16 protein-coding genes are annotated in these 18,948 nt (G+C 60.2%); 14 read left to right on the top strand and 2 right to left on the bottom strand.

What is annotated here, in order from left to right; all coding sequences use genetic code 11:
• Positions 1 to 212 precede the first annotated feature (212 nt).
• The 13 genes from gap to ALQ04_RS16170 all read left to right on the top strand — a co-directional run bounded on the left by gap (position 213) and on the right by ALQ04_RS16170 (position 14,853).
• Positions 213 to 1,214 (top strand): type I glyceraldehyde-3-phosphate dehydrogenase, encoded by a 1,002-nt coding sequence (gap, locus tag ALQ04_RS16235; RefSeq protein WP_122316771.1) that lies wholly within the window; start codon positions 213 to 215, stop codon positions 1,212 to 1,214.
• 99 nt (positions 1,215 to 1,313) lie between these two features.
• Positions 1,314 to 1,832: an RNA polymerase sigma factor gene (locus tag ALQ04_RS16230; RefSeq protein ID WP_122316770.1), complete on the top strand. Its 519-nt coding sequence runs from the start codon at positions 1,314 to 1,316 to the stop codon at positions 1,830 to 1,832.
• Positions 1,833 to 1,906: 74 nt separating this feature from the next.
• Entirely contained in the window at positions 1,907 to 2,872 is a 966-nt protein-coding gene (locus tag ALQ04_RS16225; protein WP_183142198.1) for a FecR domain-containing protein, read from the top strand.
• A 126-nt stretch (positions 2,873 to 2,998) separates the two neighbouring features.
• A complete protein-coding gene (locus tag ALQ04_RS16220; protein WP_122316768.1) occupies positions 2,999 to 5,575 on the top strand; it encodes a TonB-dependent receptor in 2,577 nt (858 codons plus the stop codon).
• 116 nt (positions 5,576 to 5,691) lie between these two features.
• Positions 5,692 to 6,306 carry a biliverdin-producing heme oxygenase gene (locus ALQ04_RS16215; RefSeq protein ID WP_122316767.1) on the top strand — a complete coding sequence of 205 codons (615 nt, stop codon included), beginning with the start codon at positions 5,692 to 5,694 and terminating at the stop codon, positions 6,304 to 6,306.
• Positions 6,303 to 6,764: a YbaN family protein gene (locus ALQ04_RS16210; protein WP_122316766.1), complete on the top strand. Its 462-nt coding sequence runs from the start codon at positions 6,303 to 6,305 to the stop codon at positions 6,762 to 6,764. The genes ALQ04_RS16215 and ALQ04_RS16210 overlap by 4 nt, the downstream gene beginning before the upstream one ends.
• A 113-nt stretch (positions 6,765 to 6,877) precedes the next feature.
• A complete protein-coding gene (locus ALQ04_RS16205) occupies positions 6,878 to 7,234 on the top strand; it encodes a DUF5064 family protein (RefSeq protein WP_122316765.1) in 357 nt (118 codons plus the stop codon).
• A 120-nt stretch (positions 7,235 to 7,354) separates the two neighbouring features.
• On the top strand, positions 7,355 to 8,857 hold the full coding sequence (locus ALQ04_RS16200; RefSeq protein WP_122316764.1) for a sigma-54-dependent transcriptional regulator: 1,503 nt from the start codon (positions 7,355 to 7,357) through the stop codon (positions 8,855 to 8,857).
• A gap of 338 nt (positions 8,858 to 9,195) precedes the next feature.
• Positions 9,196 to 9,579 (top strand): glycine cleavage system protein GcvH, encoded by a 384-nt coding sequence (gcvH, locus tag ALQ04_RS16190; protein WP_122316762.1) that lies wholly within the window; start codon positions 9,196 to 9,198, stop codon positions 9,577 to 9,579.
• Between the two features lie 10 nt (positions 9,580 to 9,589).
• Positions 9,590 to 12,454 (top strand): aminomethyl-transferring glycine dehydrogenase, encoded by a 2,865-nt coding sequence (gene gcvP / locus ALQ04_RS16185; protein ID WP_122316761.1) that lies wholly within the window; start codon positions 9,590 to 9,592, stop codon positions 12,452 to 12,454.
• 84 nt (positions 12,455 to 12,538) lie between these two features.
• On the top strand, positions 12,539 to 13,666 hold the full coding sequence (gene gcvT, locus ALQ04_RS16180) for a glycine cleavage system aminomethyltransferase GcvT (protein WP_122316760.1): 1,128 nt from the start codon (positions 12,539 to 12,541) through the stop codon (positions 13,664 to 13,666).
• A gap of 390 nt (positions 13,667 to 14,056) precedes the next feature.
• The gene (locus ALQ04_RS16175) at positions 14,057 to 14,269 is read left to right on the top strand and encodes a cold-shock protein (protein ID WP_010220199.1); all 213 of its coding nucleotides are present in this window, start codon (positions 14,057 to 14,059) and stop codon (positions 14,267 to 14,269) included.
• A gap of 98 nt (positions 14,270 to 14,367) precedes the next feature.
• Entirely contained in the window at positions 14,368 to 14,853 is a 486-nt protein-coding gene (locus ALQ04_RS16170) for an RDD family protein (protein ID WP_122316759.1), read from the top strand.
• Positions 14,854 to 14,904: 51 nt separating this feature from the next.
• Here ALQ04_RS16170 and lptG read toward each other — a convergent pair whose 3' ends face one another.
• Both lptG and lptF read right to left on the bottom strand, forming a co-directional pair.
• Positions 14,905 to 15,966 carry an LPS export ABC transporter permease LptG gene (lptG, locus tag ALQ04_RS16165; protein ID WP_122316758.1) on the bottom strand — a complete coding sequence of 354 codons (1,062 nt, stop codon included), beginning with the start codon at positions 15,964 to 15,966 and terminating at the stop codon, positions 14,905 to 14,907.
• Positions 15,959 to 17,080 carry an LPS export ABC transporter permease LptF gene (gene lptF / locus ALQ04_RS16160; RefSeq protein ID WP_122316757.1) on the bottom strand — a complete coding sequence of 374 codons (1,122 nt, stop codon included), beginning with the start codon at positions 17,078 to 17,080 and terminating at the stop codon, positions 15,959 to 15,961. The genes lptG and lptF overlap by 8 nt, the downstream gene beginning before the upstream one ends.
• 352 nt (positions 17,081 to 17,432) lie before the next feature.
• Between lptF and ALQ04_RS16155 the strand changes: the two genes are divergently transcribed.
• Complete coding sequence (locus ALQ04_RS16155) at positions 17,433 to 18,923, top strand: leucyl aminopeptidase (protein ID WP_122316756.1); 1,491 nt, start codon at positions 17,433 to 17,435, stop codon at positions 18,921 to 18,923.
• The last annotated feature ends 25 nt before the right edge of the window (positions 18,924 to 18,948 follow it).

The following is an 18,948-nucleotide window of genomic DNA, read 5'->3' as shown; positions in this document are numbered from 1 at the left end:
AACTCCAGGCTAACGTCTATGGTCACCCGTAAAGACCATGCCAGTTATCGGGACCGCACGCCAAGGCGCAAAAGCCTGATCTCGATCAACTGAACCAGCCTTTCAGGCTTGTAGTTGTAGATAAAACAAAATATTGCCACTAAAAAGGCTTGTTTTCTATTTTTATGAGAATAATCTTGTAATTCCAACAACAATTCTTGAAGGACGACTGTATGACTATTCGCATTGCAATCAACGGTTTCGGTCGCATCGGCCGTAACGTCCTACGCGCACTCTATACCCAAGGTTACCGACAAGACCTGCAGGTCGTCGCCATCAACGATCTGGGCGACAGCGAAATGAACGCTCATCTGCTGCGCTTCGACACGGTTCACGGCCCCTTCGGTGGCACCGTTGAATGCGACAGCGAAAGCCTGACAGTCAATGGTGACCGTATCGCGGTCAGCGCCATTCGCAACCCTGCCGAGTTGCCATGGAAGGCCCAGAAGATCGACGTGGTGTTTGAATGTACCGGCCTGTTCACCAGCCGCGAAAAAGCCGCCGCGCACATCACTGCCGGGGCCGGCAAGGTCATTATTTCAGCACCGGCCAAAGGTGCAGACGCGACCATCGTCTATGGCGTGAACCACGACACCCTGCGCCAGTCGCACCAGATCATCTCCAGCGCTTCCTGCACCACCAACTGCCTGGCGCCGGTTGCCCAGGTGCTGCATCGCGAGCTGGGTATCGAAAGCGGGCTGATGACCACCATCCACGCCTATACCAATGACCAGAACCTGATCGACGTGTACCACACCGATCCGTACCGCGCCCGTTCGGCCACTCACTCGATGATCCCGAGCAAGACAGGTGCAGCCGAAGCCGTGGGCCTGGTGCTGCCGGAACTGGCAGGCAAACTGACCGGCATGGCCGTGCGGGTGCCGGTGATCAACGTGTCGCTGGTGGACCTGACCATCAACATCAAGCGCGAAACCACTGCCGAAGAAGTCAACGCACTGATGAAAGAGGCCAGCCAGCACTCCCGCGTCCTGGGCTACAACACCCTGCCGCTGGTTTCCCACGACTTCAATCACAACCCGCTGTCATCGATCTTCGACGCCAACCACACCAAAGTCAGCGGCAGGCTGCTCAAGGTACTGGCCTGGTACGACAACGAGTGGGCGTTCTCCAACCGTATGCTCGACAACTGCCTGGCACTGCATAACGCTCAGTGACCCGTTCCGAGTATTAAGAAAAATACAGAAAACCGGACTTGACCGCAGAAGTGGATGATAAGCATTATCATCCACTGATTTTCCCGGTCGAGTACTTCTGTGTCGCAGTCGCACTTCAACGCTGTATTTGTCGCTCAGCGCGAAGTGCTGTTGCGCACCCTGCAAGGGATGGTAGGCAACCACAGCACGGCCGAAGACCTGCTGCAGGAAACCTGGCTGCGCGTCACCCGCGCCCTGACCGAACGCCCGATAGATCACCTGGAACCCTTCGTCTACCAGACCGCCCGCAACCTGGCGCTGGATCATTTGCGCTCCCGGCGCATCCATGGCCGCACCCTGATCGAGGATGCGCCACTCGAACAGATCGAAAGCGTGGTCGCGCAACTCAGCACCCCCGAAGATGCCACCCATGCCAAGCGTCTGCTTGAACGCCTCAGCAATACTGTCGGTAAACTCAGCCCGCGCCAGCAGAACATCTTTGTCCTGAGCCGCCTCAATGGCTGCAGCTATCTGGAGATCGCCGAGCAACTGGAGATTTCCGCAAGCACCGTACAAAAAGAACTGAAACTGATCATGGCGATCTGTATGGGTGTGATGGCAAGACTCGACCAGGCTTGACCAGAGCCGGACGCTGCCGCAGGCTGCTCTTCCCATTGCACGCACAGATCGAACCGAGCTTGCCGAGGACCACCGTGCCCCCAGGAACAGAACGCCCGCAGTCGCTTGCCCAGGATGTACTGAGCGACAGCGCAATGGATCAAGCCCTGACCTGGCTGATCGAACTGGAAGGTGCGGATCCTGAGCAGCAGGCGCGTTTCGAGGCCTGGCTGCAGGCCGATCCGGCCCATGCGCAAGCTTTCGGCAAAGCCCGGGCGCTATGGAATTCGCAACCGGTCCGACAGGCCGCCGCGAGCCTGCAGACGCCGCGCAAACCTTCGTTGTGGCAACGCGCCCGCCCGCACTGGAAACCCTTGGCCACCGCCGCTGTTCTGCTGCTGGGGCTGTTCAACTTCAGCGATCTGCCGCTGCGCATCCAGGCCGATCATCTGACGGTGGTCGGTGAGCGTCAGCGCCTGCAACTCAACGATGGCTCGAAAGTCCTGCTCAATACCAATTCGGCGTTTTCCAGCCACCTAAACGACAAACAGCGGGTCGCTCGCCTGTATCAGGGCGAAGCCTACTTCAACGTGGCGCTCGACCCGAACGTGCCGATGGAAATCGAAGCCGGGCCGATCCGCATGAGTGCCAACAGCAGCGAGTTTTCGGTACGTTATCTCGATGGCGAGGCGCGGGTCCAGGTGCAGCGCGGTGCACTGGATGTCAGCGCCATACGTGGCGACTCCAGGGTCAGCCTGGCTGCCGGCGACAGTGTGCGCGTCGGTCCTGCGGGGTTCGGCCATCGCGAAAGGCTCGATCCGGGCAAGGACCTGGCCTGGGTCGAGGGTCGCCTGATCTTCGATAACAGCCCGCTCAGCGAGGTGCTGGCGGAATTGCGTCGCTACTATCCCGGCTGGATCATCAACACCAACCCGGCGCTGGACAAGGTCACCGTCACCGGCAACTACAAGCTCGACAACCCGCTGAACGTTGTGCGCTCACTGGCGCAGATCACCTCGGCCAGCGTGCATGAGATGCCCGCTGTCGTGCTCATCAACTGAACGGAAAAGTTTTTTTACGCGGTCGCCCTGAGTCGTTCGTCTAGTCATAGCCAATGCAATTGATTCGCATTAAGAATCGAGCTGCAAAACACTATAACGAGCAACACGTCAGGGAGCGCCATCGCAATGCCATCCACGTTTACGCCCACCACCCCCACTCGCAGGTTCACGCTCTCGCTGCTGACCGTGGCGGTTTTCAGCGCAGGCCTGCAAGCGATGCCCGCCGTCGCGGCGACCGAAAGCGCAGCACCGGCGCGAACTGCCGGGACTTACTCGTTCTCGATAGCCAGACAACCGCTGGTTTCGGCCCTCAATGAATTCAGCCGGGTCACCGGCTGGCAGGTGGGCGTTTCCTCGAACCTGACACAAAACGTCGTGTCCCCTGGCGTAAACGGCAACCTGCAACCCGCCCAGGCACTGGAGCGTCTTCTGGCCGGCAGCCCGTTGAGCTATCGCAATCTGGGCGACAACAACGTGGTCCTGGAAAAACGTGTCGCCGGTGTCATCGCCCTTGAGCAGACCACCGTCAGCGCCACGCGCCAGGAGCAGGACATCGCTTCGGTTCCCAACACCGTCAGCGTGCACACCCGCGCAGAGCTGGACCGCAATAACGTCAATGACATCCGCGATCTGGTGCGCAACGAGCCGGGCGTTTCGGTCGGCGGCGCAGGCCAGCGAGGCGGCACCACCGGCTACAACATTCGCGGCATCGACGGTAACCGGATCCTGACCCAGGTCGATGGCGTCGAGGTCCCGGACAGTTTCTTTACCGGGCCCTTCGCCCAGACCCGGCGCAATTACGTCGACCCGGAAATCGTCAAGCGCGTGGAAATCCTCCGCGGCCCGGCCTCGGCGCTTTACGGCAGCAGCGCCATCGGCGGCGTTGTCAGCTATTACACCCTCGACCCGGACGACATCATCAAGCCGGGCCAGGACGTCGGAGCCCGTCTGAAAACCGGCTACAGCTCGGCCGATGAAAGCTGGCTGACCTCCGGCACCGTCGCCGGACGCCACGGCGACTTCGACGCACTGTTGCACCTGAGCCAGCGTGAAGGTCACGAAACCGAATCCTACGGCAGCACCAGCGGCACCGGCCTGACCCGCACCGAAGCCAACCCCGAAGACCAGCGCGCAACCAACGTACTGGCCAAACTGGGCTGGAACTACGCCGAAGACGCGCGCCTGGGCCTGACCTACGAAAAGTACAAGGACGATCGCGACACCAACCAGCTCAGCGCCGTCGGCGGACCTTTCGGCAACGGTGCCGGGATTGGCATGTACCGCGGACGGACCACCAACGATACGGTCACCCGTGAACGCTTTGGCATCGAACACAACTTCGCGCTCGACAGCCTGCTGACCGACAAGGTCAAGTGGAGCCTGAACTACCAGAACGCCAAGACCGAGCAGAACACCCAGGAGCGCTACTTTCCGTTCACTCGCGACCTGCTGCGCACTCGCGACACGGTCTATCAGGAGAAACAGTGGATCTTCGACGCGCAGTTCGACAAGTCCTTCGCCATCGCCGATACCCGGCATGAACTGACCTACGGCACCACGCTCAAACAACAGAAAGTCAGCGGCCTGCGTACCGGCAGCGCAATCTGTGCGCGGGTGCTTGGCGCCTGTACCGTTGCAGGTGCCGCAAGCCCTGTGGCAACCGACAACCCGGTGCCGACCAGTGATTTCCCGGACCCGACCATCACCAGTTACGCGCTGTTCGCTCAGGACCAGATCAGCTGGAACAACTGGACCTTCATGCCCGGCCTGCGCTACGACTACACGCGCCTGAAGCCGAAGATGACCGAAGAGTTTCTCAACTCCGAAGGCCTCGACGATCCAAGCGGCGGCAACAATGAGGACAGGACCTGGGATCGCGTATCGCCCAAGTTCGGCGTGACCTATGCCCTGGCCGACAACTACACCTGGTACGGCCAGTACGCTGAAGGTTTCCGGACCCCGTCCGCCAAGGCGCTGTATGGCAGCTTTGAAAACACCACTGCCGGTTATGTGGTCGAACCCAACCCGAACCTCGACCCGGAAAAAAGCAAAAGCTATGAAACCGGCCTGCGCGGGCGCTTCGAGTCCGGCTCGTTCGACGTCGCGGTGTTCTATAACAAGTACCGCGACTTCATCAACGAAGATGGCCTGGCAGCCGGCTACGACGAACTCACCTTCCAGTCCTACAACATCAAGCACGCCACCATCAAAGGCGCCGAGATCAAGGGCCGCCTGAATCTGGACAGCTTCGGTGCGCCACAGGGCCTCTACACCCAAGGATCGATTGCCTACGCCCATGGCCGCAACAACGACACTGGCGAACCGCTTAACAGCGTCAACCCGCTGACCGGCGTTTTCGGCCTCGGTTACGAACAGGGCAACTATGGCGGCCTGTTGAACTGGACCATGGTCAAGCGCAAGAGCCGCGTGGATGACGGCGAATTCAATGAGCCGGACGGTTCCGCCAGCCAGTTCCGGACACCGGGCTTCGGCATTCTGGACCTGACCGGCTACTACAAGGTCACCAACGACGTCACGGTCAATGCAGGCCTCTACAACCTGACCGACAAGAAATACTGGCTGTGGGATGACGTGCGCGGCTACGACGGTGTCGGCGAGGCAGGCGCGACCGCTCCGGCCAACCTGGATCGCCTGACACAGCCTGGACGCAACTTCAGCGTCAATCTGGTCTGGGACATCTGATTGCGGATCCGAACATGGCACGCCCGCGAACACTTCGAGGGCGTGTTTTTTTACGCTTCAGAACCGCGCCATTCGTCTATTCAACAACTGATCCTCATTTTGCAAGGAAGAACCTGATGACAACCGAGCAGACTCGCCCTGCCCTGCGTTCGCAGCGTCTCAACCAGATTACCCATGCGCCCCACGACCAGCTCGACAAGGCGGTCAAGGCCCATGCACCCTTTGCCACGCTGGACAGCTACAAACACTTCGTCGCTGCCCAGTACCTGTTCCAGGCCGAACTGCAAGGTCTCTACAACGATCCCGCGCTGGGCCAAATCGTCGGCGACCTGCCTGAACGTTGCCGCGCCGAGCAGGCCAGGGCAGACCTCGCCGACCTGAACACCGAGATTCCGCCAACTGTTGCCGGTGCCGTACAGAACCCGAACAAGGCCGAGGCACTGGGCTGGCTGTTCGTTTCCGAAGGCTCGAAACTGGGCGCCGCGTTTCTGATCAAGCGTGCTGCCGCCCTGAACCTCAGCGAAAGCTTCGGTGCCCGGCATCTGGGTGAACCTGCCGGTGGCCGCGCCGATGGCTGGAAAAGCTTTATCAGAATCCTCGACGAGCTGGAGTTCAGCGCCGAAGAAGAGGCGCAGATCGATCAGGGCGCCATCGCGGCCTTCGAGCGCTTCACGGTTCTGCTGCAACATGCTTACGCCCATGCAACAAAGATCGAACAGGTTCAGGCATGAAAAAACGCCCGGTGCTGTTAAGCTGGCCGGGCTTTTTGAACCTGCCTGTAGTGACCATGACCTATAAACCGCCCGGCACCAGACTTTCGCGCCTTCTGTTTGGCATCCTTGCTTATGCCAGCCTGGGGATCGGCATTGTCGCCATCTTCATTCCCGGCCTGCCGACCACGGAGTTCATTCTGCTGGCGGCCTGGGCCGCGACCCGCAGCTCGCCGCGTCTGAATGCCTGGCTGGAAAACCATCGTGTGTTCGGCCCGGTCCTGCGCAACTGGCGCAATGGCCGACTGGTCACCCGCAGCGCCAAAATCAGCGCGACCATCAGCATGCTGTTCTGCGCCATCCTGATGCTGAGCCTGCTCAATCATGTCTGGTGGCTCTACCTGGCAATCGCCGGCATGGCACTGGGCAATCTGTGGCTCTGGTCCAGGCCAGAGCCTGCGCGTGACATGAATCAGTAATGGGTCTGCGCAACACGACTATGCTGTCGGGAGATTATTCATGGTGCTGAACCCCGGCCAACGTACCGGGGTCTACCCGTAGACTTTCAACTTCCTGACGGAGCGACCTCACAATGTTCGAGCCAGGTCATCTGCATATCACCCACGCCGCCCTGCAACGCGCAGACTTCAGCTACGACATTCACCTGCATTACGAAGTCCGCGAAGACCCCGAACAAGGCACCTGCATGCATTTCACCATGCAGGGCGAAATCAACGGCAAGAGCTTCAGCGAAGAATTCCAGTTGCCCCGCGACCTGGCCTTCAACTTCGCCCACGATGCCGGACGCATCGGCATCAAATACGGCCTGCCGAACCTCGCCGCCATGCCCATCGACCTGCACAAGGAGTACGACCGGATGTTCAAGGACGTCCGCGAAAAACTGCATGCCCAGCCGGGTGAGCCGGTGAAGCCGGAACATCTGGAGTAACCTTCTTCGCGAATGAATTCGCTCCAACACGGATGTTGGCTGGAACGAATTCATTCGCGAAAAACCTCGGTCTACAAGGCATACTTGCGCCTCTTCGCCATCAAGAACCCATAACGCCCCATGCGCATCCATGTCTGCTTCATCGACCGCGTCGGTATCACTCAGGAAGTGCTGGCCATTCTGGGTGGACGCAATCTGAACCTCGATGCGGTGGAGATGGTGCCGCCCAACGTCTACATCGATGCGCCGACCCTCAGCCATCAGATGCTCGAAGAACTCAAGGATGCCTTGTTCCGGGTGCGTGGCGTGGAAGCGATTACCGTGGTGGATATCCTTCCCGGCCAGCGTCGCCACCTGCAGCTCGATGCCCTGCTCGCCGCCATGACCGATCCGGTGCTGGCGCTGGACAGTGCCGGCCATGTGCTGCTGGCCAACCCGGCGCTGATCGCCCTGATTGGCCGGGAACCTGAAGGCGAACCGATCGGGGAACTGTTCGCCGATCCGAGCCTGCAAGCCACGCTGCTGGAAAACGGTTTTCGCCTGCCCATGCGCGAAGTCACGCTCAATGGCGAAGCCTTGTTGCTGGACGCCACGCCGATCACTGAAGCCGGAGCCTTGCTGACCCTGTATCTGCCGAGCCGGATCGGTGAGCGCCTGTCGGCCCTGCATCACGACCATGCCGAAGGCTTCGATGCCCTGCTCGGCGAGTCGTCCGCCATCCGCATTCTCAAGGCCCGCGCCCAGCGTGTTGCGGCGCTGGATGCGCCATTGCTGATTCAGGGCGAAACCGGCACCGGCAAGGAACTGGTGGCCAGGGCCTGTCACGCCAGCAGTGCGCGGCATGGCGAACCGTTCCTGGCCCTCAACTGCGCGGCGCTCCCGGAAAACCTCGCTGAAAGCGAGCTGTTCGGCTATGCACCCGGCGCGTTTACCGGCGCCCAGCGCGGCGGCAAACCGGGGCTGATGGAACTGGCCAACCAGGGCACGGTGTTTCTCGATGAAATCGGCGAAATGTCGCCCTATTTGCAGGCCAAACTGCTGCGCTTTCTCAATGACGGCAGCTTCAGACGGGTTGGCGGGGATCGGGAAGTCACGGTCAATGTGCGCATCCTCAGCGCCACCCATCGCGACCTGGAAAAGATGGTCAGCGAAGGCACCTTTCGGGAGGACCTGTTCTATCGCCTGAACGTCCTGAACCTGGAAGTCCCGCCGCTGCGTGAACGCGGCCAGGACATTCTGCTGCTGGCGCGGTACTTCATGGAACAGGCCTGCACCCAGATCCAGCGCCCGGTCTGCCGCCTGGCAACCGGCACTTATCCAGCGCTGCTAGGCAACCGCTGGCCGGGCAATGTGCGGCAGTTGCAGAACGTGATCTTCCGCGCTGCCGCCATCAGTGAAAACACGCTGGTGGACATTGGTGACCTGGACATTGCCGGCACTGCGGTCGCCCGCCAGAGCGACGGCGAGATCGGCAGCCTGGAACAGGCCGTCGAAGGCTTCGAGCGCGAGTTACTGCAGAAGCTCTACGCCGACTACCCTTCGACACGACAACTGGCTGCGCGCCTGCACACCTCGCATACCGCGATTGCACATCGGTTGCGTAAATACGGGATTGGCAAGTAGTTCTGTGTGTGGGAGCGGATTGATCCGCGAAGCCTTTTCGTGAATGAATCCGCTCCCCCAGGCAAAGTCATTCACAAACACCCGTAACGAAATCACTCCATCGTAACGATATCAATCCAGTCGCCTGCAGTCCCCAGCCAGCAAGGCTTTGATCCCATGGAGTTTTTCCAGCCCTGCGCCTCTGTATCGATTTCGCTACAACGCCTTCTAAAGCCCTTGCCCAAAAACAACATAACCATATGATTTAAAACAACATTTTCATATTGGCCGCAAACTTGCACTCCCGTTTCTCATTGCGCCAGCGCCAGCCGCGGGCTTTTTATCCTTGAGGAGTTGTTATGAGCGAGTTGCGATTCACCGTTGAACACGAATGGCTGCGGACCGAAGCCGATGGCAGTGTCACGGTAGGCATCACGCCTTATGCGCAGGAATCGCTCGGCGATGTGGTGTTTGTGCAGCTCCCGGAATTACAGGCCTACACTCAACACGCCGAAGTCTCGGTGGTGGAGTCGGTGAAAGCGGCCAGCAGCATCAACATGCCGCTGGACGGCGAGGTGATCGAAGTCAATTCCGCACTCGACAGCACCCCGGAACTGGTCAACGAAGACGCGCTGGGCGCCGGCTGGTTCTTTCGCTTCATCCCGCAAGACGCCAATGCCATTCACGGCCTGTTGGATCAGGACGCCTATGACCGCCTGATCAAAGCCAACGCTGAAGCCTGAGGAGCGAGCCATGACTGACTCTATCGAATTGAGCACCGCCAACGAATTCATCGCCCGTCACATTGGCCCACGCGCCAGCGACGAGCACGCCATGCTGCAAACCCTGGGTTTCGACTCCATCGAAGCTCTGAGCGAAAGCGTGATCCCGCAGAGCATCAAGGGCACCAGCGTTCTCAACCTGCCTGCCGGCCAGAGCGAAGCCGATGCGCTGGCCTCGATCAAGGCCATCGCCAGCAAGAACCAGTTGTTCAAGACCTACATCGGCCAGGGTTACTACAACACCCATACACCGGCCCCGATTCTGCGCAACCTGCTGGAAAACCCGGCCTGGTACACCGCCTACACGCCTTACCAGCCGGAAATTTCCCAGGGCCGCCTGGAATCGCTGCTCAACTTCCAGACCCTGATCAGCGACCTCACCGGCCTGCCGATCGCCAACGCCTCGCTGCTGGATGAAGCCACTGCCGCCGCAGAAGCCATGACCTTCTGCAAGCGCCTGAGCAAGAACAAGGGCAGCCAGCATTTCTTCGCTTCGGCCCACTGCCACCCACAGACCCTCGACGTACTGCGCACCCGCGCCGAACCGCTGGGCATCACCGTGGTGGTTGCCGACGAAGCGGAACTGGGCGATGTCAGCGATTACTTCGGTGCGCTGCTGCAATACCCGGCCAGCAATGGCGATGTATTCGATTACCGTGAATTGATCGAGCGCTTCCACAGCGTCAATGCGCTGGTCGCAGTGGCCGCCGATCTGTTGGCCCTGACCCTGCTGACGCCACCGGGCGAATTCGGTGCCGACGTGGCCATCGGCAGCGCCCAGCGTTTCGGCGTACCGCTGGGTTTCGGCGGCCCGCATGCGGCCTACTTCTCGACTCGCGACGCCTTCAAGCGCGACATGCCGGGCCGTCTGGTCGGCGTATCGGTGGATCGCCATGGCAAACAGGCGCTGCGTCTGGCCATGCAGACCCGCGAGCAACATATCCGTCGCGAGAAAGCCACCAGCAACATCTGCACCGCGCAAGTGCTGCTGGCCAATATCGCCAGCATGTATGCCGTCTACCACGGCCCGCGCGGCCTGACCAACATCGCCAGTCGCGTGCATCGCATGACCGCGATTTTCGCAGAAGGCCTGGCGCAACTGGGCCTGAAGGTCGAGCAGCAGTTCTTCTTCGACAGCCTGACCCTAAACACCGGCGCCAAAACCGCCACGCTGCACGCCAAGGCCCGTGCGCACCACATCAACCTGCGGGAAATCAACGCCGAATACCTGGGCCTGTCATTCGACGAAACCACTTCGCAGTCGGCGGTCGAAACCCTGTGGACGATCTTTGCCAGTGACGGCCAGAGCCTGCCGGATTTCGCCACCCTGGCCAGCAGTGCCAAGTCGCATCTGCCCAAGACCCTGCTGCGGCAATCGGCGATCCTCAGCCATCCGGTGTTCAACCGCTATCACTCCGAAACCGAGCTGATGCGCTATCTGCGCAAGCTGGCCGACAAGGATCTGGCACTGGACCGCACCATGATTCCGCTGGGCTCCTGCACCATGAAGCTCAATGCTGCCAGCGAAATGATCCCGGTCACCTGGGCCGAGTTCGGCAACCTGCATCCGTTCGCGCCCGCCGAACAAAGCGCCGGTTACCAGCAACTGACCAGCGAACTGGAAACCATGCTCTGCGCCGCCACCGGTTACGACGCCATTTCCCTGCAGCCCAATGCCGGTTCCCAGGGTGAATACGCCGGCCTGCTGGCCATCCGCGCCTATCACCAGAGCCGTGGCGACGAAGCGCGTGATATCTGTCTGATTCCGTCGTCCGCGCACGGCACCAACCCGGCCACTGCCAACATGGCCGGCATGCGCGTGGTGGTCACCGCCTGCGATGCGCGCGGCAACGTCGACATCGAAGACCTGCGCGCCAAGGCCATCGAGCACCGCGAGCAACTGGCAGCCCTGATGATTACCTACCCGTCGACCCACGGCGTGTTCGAGGAAGGCATCCGTGAAATCTGCGGCATCATTCATGACAACGGCGGCCAGGTTTACATCGACGGCGCCAACATGAACGCCATGGTCGGCCTCTGCGCCCCGGGCAAGTTCGGTGGCGATGTCTCGCACCTGAACCTGCACAAGACCTTCTGCATTCCGCACGGCGGTGGCGGCCCGGGCGTCGGCCCGATTGGCGTGAAGTCGCACCTGACACCGTTCCTGCCTGGCCACGGCCGGATGGAACGCAAGGAAGGCGCGGTATGCGCAGCGCCATTCGGCAGCGCCAGTATTCTGCCAATCACCTGGATGTACATCCGCATGATGGGCGGAGAAGGCCTCAAGCGTGCTTCGCAACTGGCGATCCTCAACGCCAACTACATTTCCCGGCGTCTGGAAAACCACTACCCGGTGCTCTACACCGGCAGCAACGGGCTGGTGGCGCATGAATGCATTCTGGATCTGCGCCCGCTCAAGGAAACCAGCGGCATCAGTGTCGACGACGTCGCCAAGCGCCTGATCGACTTCGGCTTCCACGCCCCGACCATGTCGTTCCCGGTGGCCGGCACACTGATGATCGAGCCGACCGAAAGCGAATCCAAAGAAGAACTGGACCGTTTCTGCGAGGCCATGATCAAGATTCGCGAGGAAATCCACGCGGTAGAGAACGGCACGCTGGACAAGGATGACAACCCGCTGAAAAACGCGCCGCACACCGCTGCCGAAATCGTCGGGCAATGGACCCATCCGTACAGCCGCGAACAGGCGGTGTACCCGGTCGAGTCGCTGATCGAAGGTAAATACTGGCCACCGGTCGGCCGTGTCGACAACGTGTTCGGCGACCGCAATCTGGTCTGCGCCTGCCCGTCCATCGAAAGCTACCAAGAGGCGTGATCGGCCTGCTTCGCGACTGGGCGGTGATCCGCTCATTCGCGAAGGCAGCTCGACACAGACCCACTGACTTTAGCGGATTCCATCATGTCCACAGATCAACTGCTGACCACCCCGCTGCACACCCTGCATCGCGAACTCGGCGCCAAAATGGTGCCCTTCGCCGGTTACGACATGCCCGTGCAATACCCGGCCGGCGTGATGAAAGAACACCTGCATACCCGTGAAAAAGCCGGTCTGTTCGATGTCTCGCACATGGGCCAGATTCTCCTGACTGGCGCCAACGCCGCACAGGCGCTGGAAACCCTGGCGCCGGTGGACATCATCGACCTGCCGGTCGGCATGCAGCGTTATGCGATGTTCACCAATGAAAACGGCGGCATTCTCGATGACCTGATGGTCGCCAACCTGGGCAACGATCAACTGATGCTGGTGGTCAATGCTGCCTGCAAGAATGAGGACCTTGCTCATCTGCGCAAGCATCTGGCCTCGCAGTGCAGCATCGAGCCGTTGTTTGAAGAGCGCGCCCTGCTGGCCCTGCAAGGCCCGCAAGCGGTGACCGTACTCGCCCGCCTGGCTCCGCAAGTGGCGGACATGACCTTCATGCAGTTCGCCAGCGTCACACTGCTGGGCGTTGACTGCTATGTCAGCCGTTCGGGCTACACCGGCGAAGACGGTTACGAGATTTCGGTGCCGGTCGCCCAGGCCGAAAGCCTCGCACGTCGCCTGCTGGACGAGCCGGAAGTGGCTCCCATCGGCCTCGGCGCCCGCGACTCGTTGCGTCTTGAAGCCGGTCTTTGCCTGTACGGTCACGACATGAATAGCGAAACCACACCGGTCGAAGCCAGCCTGTTGTGGGCAGTGTCCAAGGCCAGACGCGCCGACGGTGAACGTGCCGGTGGTTTCCCGGGAGCCGAAAAAATATTTGCCCAGCAGCAGGCCGGGGTAAATAAAAAACGTGTCGGACTGTTGCCACAAGAGCGCACGCCGGTGCGTGAAGGCAGCGAAATCGTCGACGCAGAAGGCCAGACCATCGGCAGCGTGTGCAGCGGCGGTTTTGGTCCGACTCTGGGCGGTCCGTTGGCCATGGGTTATCTGGAAAGTCGTTTCAGCGCACTCGAAACACCGGTCTGGGCGATGGTGCGCGGCAAGAAAGTTCCGATGCTGGTAAGCAAAATGCCTTTTGTTGCGCAACGTTACTTCCGCGGTAAATAACGGCGTCAAAAAAACAGCAATTATTTCGCGTGCAATAACCCTGTCACATGACTCTTTTATAGAGTTACGTACAGGGTTTCTGCGCGTGCAAAAATGCCCCGTGAAAGTGCACGAACGAGCCAGAAACGGGCAGTTTTCCATCAGGAGTGAAAGATCCCTGCACGCCACTTGCAGTCAATGAAATCAGGGATAAAACGGGGCTTGTTTTTGTAACGAGAGTTGGCGTAGAGTTTCCTGACTGTGTTTGCATAGGTCGCTGAATCTGGACCTGGGCAGTAGCTCAAAGCGTTGCTACATCCCGTTCTACGTTTCTTACTTCCTGCAACCAGCCCCAGTACTCTTTCGTGTGAAAGAGGCTGTCACCAATTCAAGCGTCAAGGAAATAAGAAAATGTCCCAACGTCAGAGCGGCACCGTCAAGTGGTTCAACGACGAAAAAGGTTTTGGTTTTATCACTCCAGAGAGCGGTCCGGATCTGTTCGTACATTTCCGCGCAATTCAAGGTAACGGCTTCAAGAGCCTGAAAGAAGGCCAGAAAGTCACGTTCATTGCCGTGCAGGGCCAAAAAGGCATGCAGGCTGATGAAGTTATCGCAGAAGCTTAATCGCCGATGCCAAAAAGCCCCTGATTATTGATCTCAGGGGCTTTTTTATGGACGCGATTTCGTAAGATGCGGTCTTTACCGTGATCGAGAGCTTCGCGATGTCCAAACACCTGCTTCGTCCGCAAGGCGATTTCGCGCCTGCCGGCCTGGCTCGACGCCTGGCGGCCATCTGTTACGACGCCTTCCTCTGCTTTGCCCTGCAACTGGTCACGGCCTTCATCTACAAGCTGGTGCTGATGGCCTTCATCGGTGAAGCCAGACTGCGCACCCTGTCCGAATCCGGCGCACTGGATGGCGACCCTCTGCTCTCTTCCATTCTGCTGCTGGTGACCTTTGGCTTCTTCGCCAAGTTCTGGACCCATGGCGGCCAGACACTGGGCATGCAGGTCTGGGGCATTCGCGTACAGAACGCCGACGGCACTTCCATCAGCCTGATGCAGGCCTTGCTGCGTTTCATGGTGTCGATTGCTTCGTGGCTGTGCCTGGGGCTGGGCTTTGTCTGGAGCCTGTTCGACAAACAGCAGCGCACCTGGCATGACACCTATTCCAATACCCGGCTGGTGAGAGTGCCGCGCCAGAAGTAAGCGCCCATGAAAAAGCCGACTCGACGTCGGCTTTTTCAATGCAGGCAACGCTTATCCAGCGCGACGCAACAACAGCACACCGGCAAGGGCGCAAGCAGCTGCCGGCACCAGTACCGCAAACAGCGGCGAGAAGCCGAATACCAGGCTCGACGGGCCGAGCAGGTCCTGAATGATACGGAAGGTAAAGCCGACCAGCACACCGGTGAACACCCGCTGGCCGAGGGTTACCGAACGCAGCGGGCCGAAGATGAACGAAATCGCCATCAGCACCAATGCCACGGTAACCAGCGGCTGCAGGACCTTGGTCCAGAAAGCCAGCCAGTAACGGCCGTTGCTCAGGCCCTGATCTGCCAGATAGTGGGCATAGCTCCACAGGCCGGAAATCGACAGCGACTCGGGCGGCATGATGACCGTGCTCAGCAGTTGCGGGCTGAGGGAAACATCCCAACGCTCGACCGGGGTCTTGATGACTTCAGTGCTGCCATCGCGGAAATGCGTGGTGCTGACGTCCTTGAGCTCCCAGTAGTCGGTCATGTAATTGGCCTGTCTGGCGAAGCTCGAAGTCAGGATGCGGCGCTGGTCATCGAAACGATAACGGGTCACGCCATACATCAGCCCGTTGGGCTGGACCGTGTTGATGTGGATGAACTCATCACCCTGACGGTGCCACAGACCGTGCTTGGCACTCTGCGAGTCGCCACTGCCCTGAGCCAGCGAGCGACTGGCCTGAGCCTGGTTTTCAGCGTAGGGCGCAACATACTCACCCACCAGCACACCGGCGGCCATCAGGAACAGCATGGGTTTCATGACCGCCCAGACGATGCGCGCAATCGATACGCCAGCAGCGCGCATGATGGTCAGTTCACTGCTGCTGGCCAGCGTGCCGAGGCCGATCAGGCAGCCGATCAGCGCCGCCATCGGCAGCATGTCGTAGACCCGCCGCGGCGCGGTCATCAACACGAAGCTGCCGGCATCCATCAGCGTGTAGCTGTCACTGATATCGCCCATTTCGTCGATGAAGGCGAACAGCGAAGCCAGGCCCAGGATGATCCCCAGAACCGCGAGGATCGCCATGAATACGCTTTTACCAATGTATCGATCGAGCTTAACCACGAGCCACCTCCGCTACGCTACGGCGACTCGCCATTTTCAACCGCATGGGCTCCCAGTACATCAGTGCCAGACCTATCAACAGGAACAATCCGTGAACCCACCACATGCCAAGACCGATCGGCAGCTTGCCTTTCTCCAGCGCGCCGCGCACGGCAATCAGGATGGTCAGGTAGGACATGTAAAGCAGGATCGCCGGTAGCAGCTTCAGGTAACGGCCCTGGCGAGGATTGACCCGCGCCAGCGGCACCGCCATCAGGGTCACGATGAAGACCAGGATCGGCAGCGAGATACGCCACTGCAGTTCGGCCCTGTAGCGCGGCGTGTCATTGCCCAGCAGTTCGCTGGTCGGGATCGCCTCGCGGTCGGTGACGTCTTCGCTGATTTCCGGCTTGGGCAGCATCGCGCCATAGGTGTCGTACTTGATCGCACGATAATCGGCTTCGCCCGGGTTACCGTCGTAGCGATAGCCGTTCTCCAGGATCAGGAAGCGGCTGCCGTCGGGCCTGACTTCCTGATGGCCCTTTTCGGCCACCAGCACGGTAATGCCGCGATCCTTGCTCTTGTCGGTGGACATGCGCCGTTCGGAGATGAAGACGCCGGTCAGATCGGTGCGGTTTTCGGACAGCTCCTGGGTGTAGGTAACCCGGGTGCCATCACGTAACGCCTGGAAACGCCCCGGCACCAGCGTGTCGAACTCGGTCAGCGCATCCTGCTTGTTGATCAGCAGCGAGAACTGCGTGGCGCCCTGCGGAGCCAGGCTGAAACTCAGCCAGGCAACCAGCAGCCCCACGACAGTGGCCGGCGCCATGGTGTAGGCAAGCAGACGCTGCTGGCTCATGCCGGTGGCAGCCAGCACGGTCATTTCACTTTCCAGATACAAGCGTCCGTATGCCAGCAGAATACCGAGGAACAGACCCAGCGGCAGGATCAGTTGCAGGAAGCCCGGCAGGCGGAAGCCCATGATCATGAACAGCACGCCCGGATCAAGTGCGCCCGAAGCAGCCTGGGCCAGATACTTGATGAAGCGCCCGCTCATGATGATCACCAGCAATACGGCACTTACCGCACTCAGGGTGACCAGCACTTCTCGGGACAGATAACGAAAGACAATCAAACCAGACACTCCAGAGTTGTCAGGCACAGGCAGCCAAACAGGAAAAAAATGAGCCATGGCAGCAGACACTCACACCCGGCAAAGGTGCGAGCCGCCAAAAAATATGCGGCATTATCCTGTGATTGGGTGTTCCTGTCACTGCGCGGTCGGGGGGATAGATCTCACAACAACTTCCTACACGGACTGTAAGAGGGGTTGTTCGGGGTTGTCAGCGGCTGCACAGCGGGGTCAAACTGCAAGACCTCGCGCTGGCATCGTCCTTTAAAAGGTTTTCAAAAGCCTCTAAAAGACCCTGACCTGCCGCACACGTCATTCATTTTGCGAAAGCTCGCAATCTATTCGGGGACCCGACATGGAATTGGTTGTTAAAAGCGTAAGCCCAGAAACCTTGAAGACCGCCACTCTGGTGGTTGCCGTAGGCGAAAACCGTGTTCTGGGCAGCGCTGCCCAAACCCTGGATACGCTCAGTGGCGGCGCCATTACCGCCGTTCTCAAGCGCGGCGACCTGGCTGGCAAGGTTGGTCAGAGCCTGCTGCTGCACAACCTGCCCAACCTCAAGGCCGAGCGCGTCCTGCTGGTAGGCACCGGCAAGGAAGCCGAGCTGTCGGACCGTCAATTCAAGAAACTCGTCGCCGGTGCCCTGGCGACGCTCAAGGGCCTGGGTGGCAGCGATGCAGCCATCGCCCTGGATCAGGTGGTCGTGAAAAATCGCGACACCTACGGCAAGGCTCGTCTGCTGGTCGAAACCCTGGCTGACGGCGAATACGTGTTCGACCGCTTCAAGACCCAGAAAGCCGAACCTCGCGCCCTGAAGAAAATCACCCTGCTGACCGCCAAGGCCAGTGTGGCAGATGTCGAGCGCGCCGCCACTCACGCCCAGGCCATCGCCAAAGGCATGGCGTTTACCCGCGACCTGGGCAACCTGCCGCCGAACATCTGCCACCCGACTTACCTGGGCGAAGAAGCCAAGGCACTGGGCAAGGCGCACAAGAACCTGAAAGTCGAAGTGCATGACGAGAAGAAACTTGCCGAACTGGGCATGGGTTCTTTCCTCGCCGTGGCCCAGGGCAGTGCTCAGCCACCGCGCCTGATCGTGATGAACTATCAGGGCGGCAAGAAAAGCGAAAAACCTTTCGTGCTGGTCGGCAAGGGCATCACTTTCGATACCGGCGGCATCAGCATCAAGCCAGCGGCCGGCATGGACGAGATGAAATTCGACATGTGCGGTGCTGCCAGCGTATTCGGCACCCTGCGCTCGGTCCTGGAACTGCAGTTGCCGATCAACCTGGTCTGCATCCTGGCCTGCGCCGAAAACATGCCGAGCGGCACTGCGACCCGTCCGGGCGATATCGTCAAGACCATGAGCGGCCAGACCGTCGAAATCCTCAACACCGACGCCGAAGGCCGTCTGGTGCTGTGTGATGCCCTGACCTACGCCGAGCGTTTCAAGCCACAGGCTGTGATCGATATCGCAACCCTGACCGGCGCCTGTGTCGTCGCGCTGGGCGGCCATACCACCGGTCTGCTGGGCAACAACGATGTGCTGATCAATCAACTGCTCGACGCGGGCAAGCAGGCTGACGACCGTGCCTGGCAACTGCCGCTGTTCGACGAGTACCAGGAGCAACTGGACAGCCCGTTCGCCGACATCGCCAACATCGGCGGCCCGAAAGGCGGCACCATCACCGCCGCCTGCTTCCTGTCGCGCTTCACCAAGGCTTATGACTGGGCGCACCTGGACATCGCCGGTACGGCCTGGCTGAGCGGCGGCAAGGACAAGGGCGCCACCGGTCGTCCGGTTCCGCTGCTGACCCAGTACCTGCTCGATCGCGCTGGCGCATAAGATGCCTCGCGGCGTATCGGCCTGC

The sequence above is a fragment of the Pseudomonas cichorii genome, from assembly GCF_003700275.1.
GTDB lineage: Bacteria > Pseudomonadota > Gammaproteobacteria > Pseudomonadales > Pseudomonadaceae > Aquipseudomonas > Aquipseudomonas cichorii_B.
Note: the sequence above shows the minus strand (reverse complement) of the source record. Positions and strands in the feature narration are given on the sequence as shown.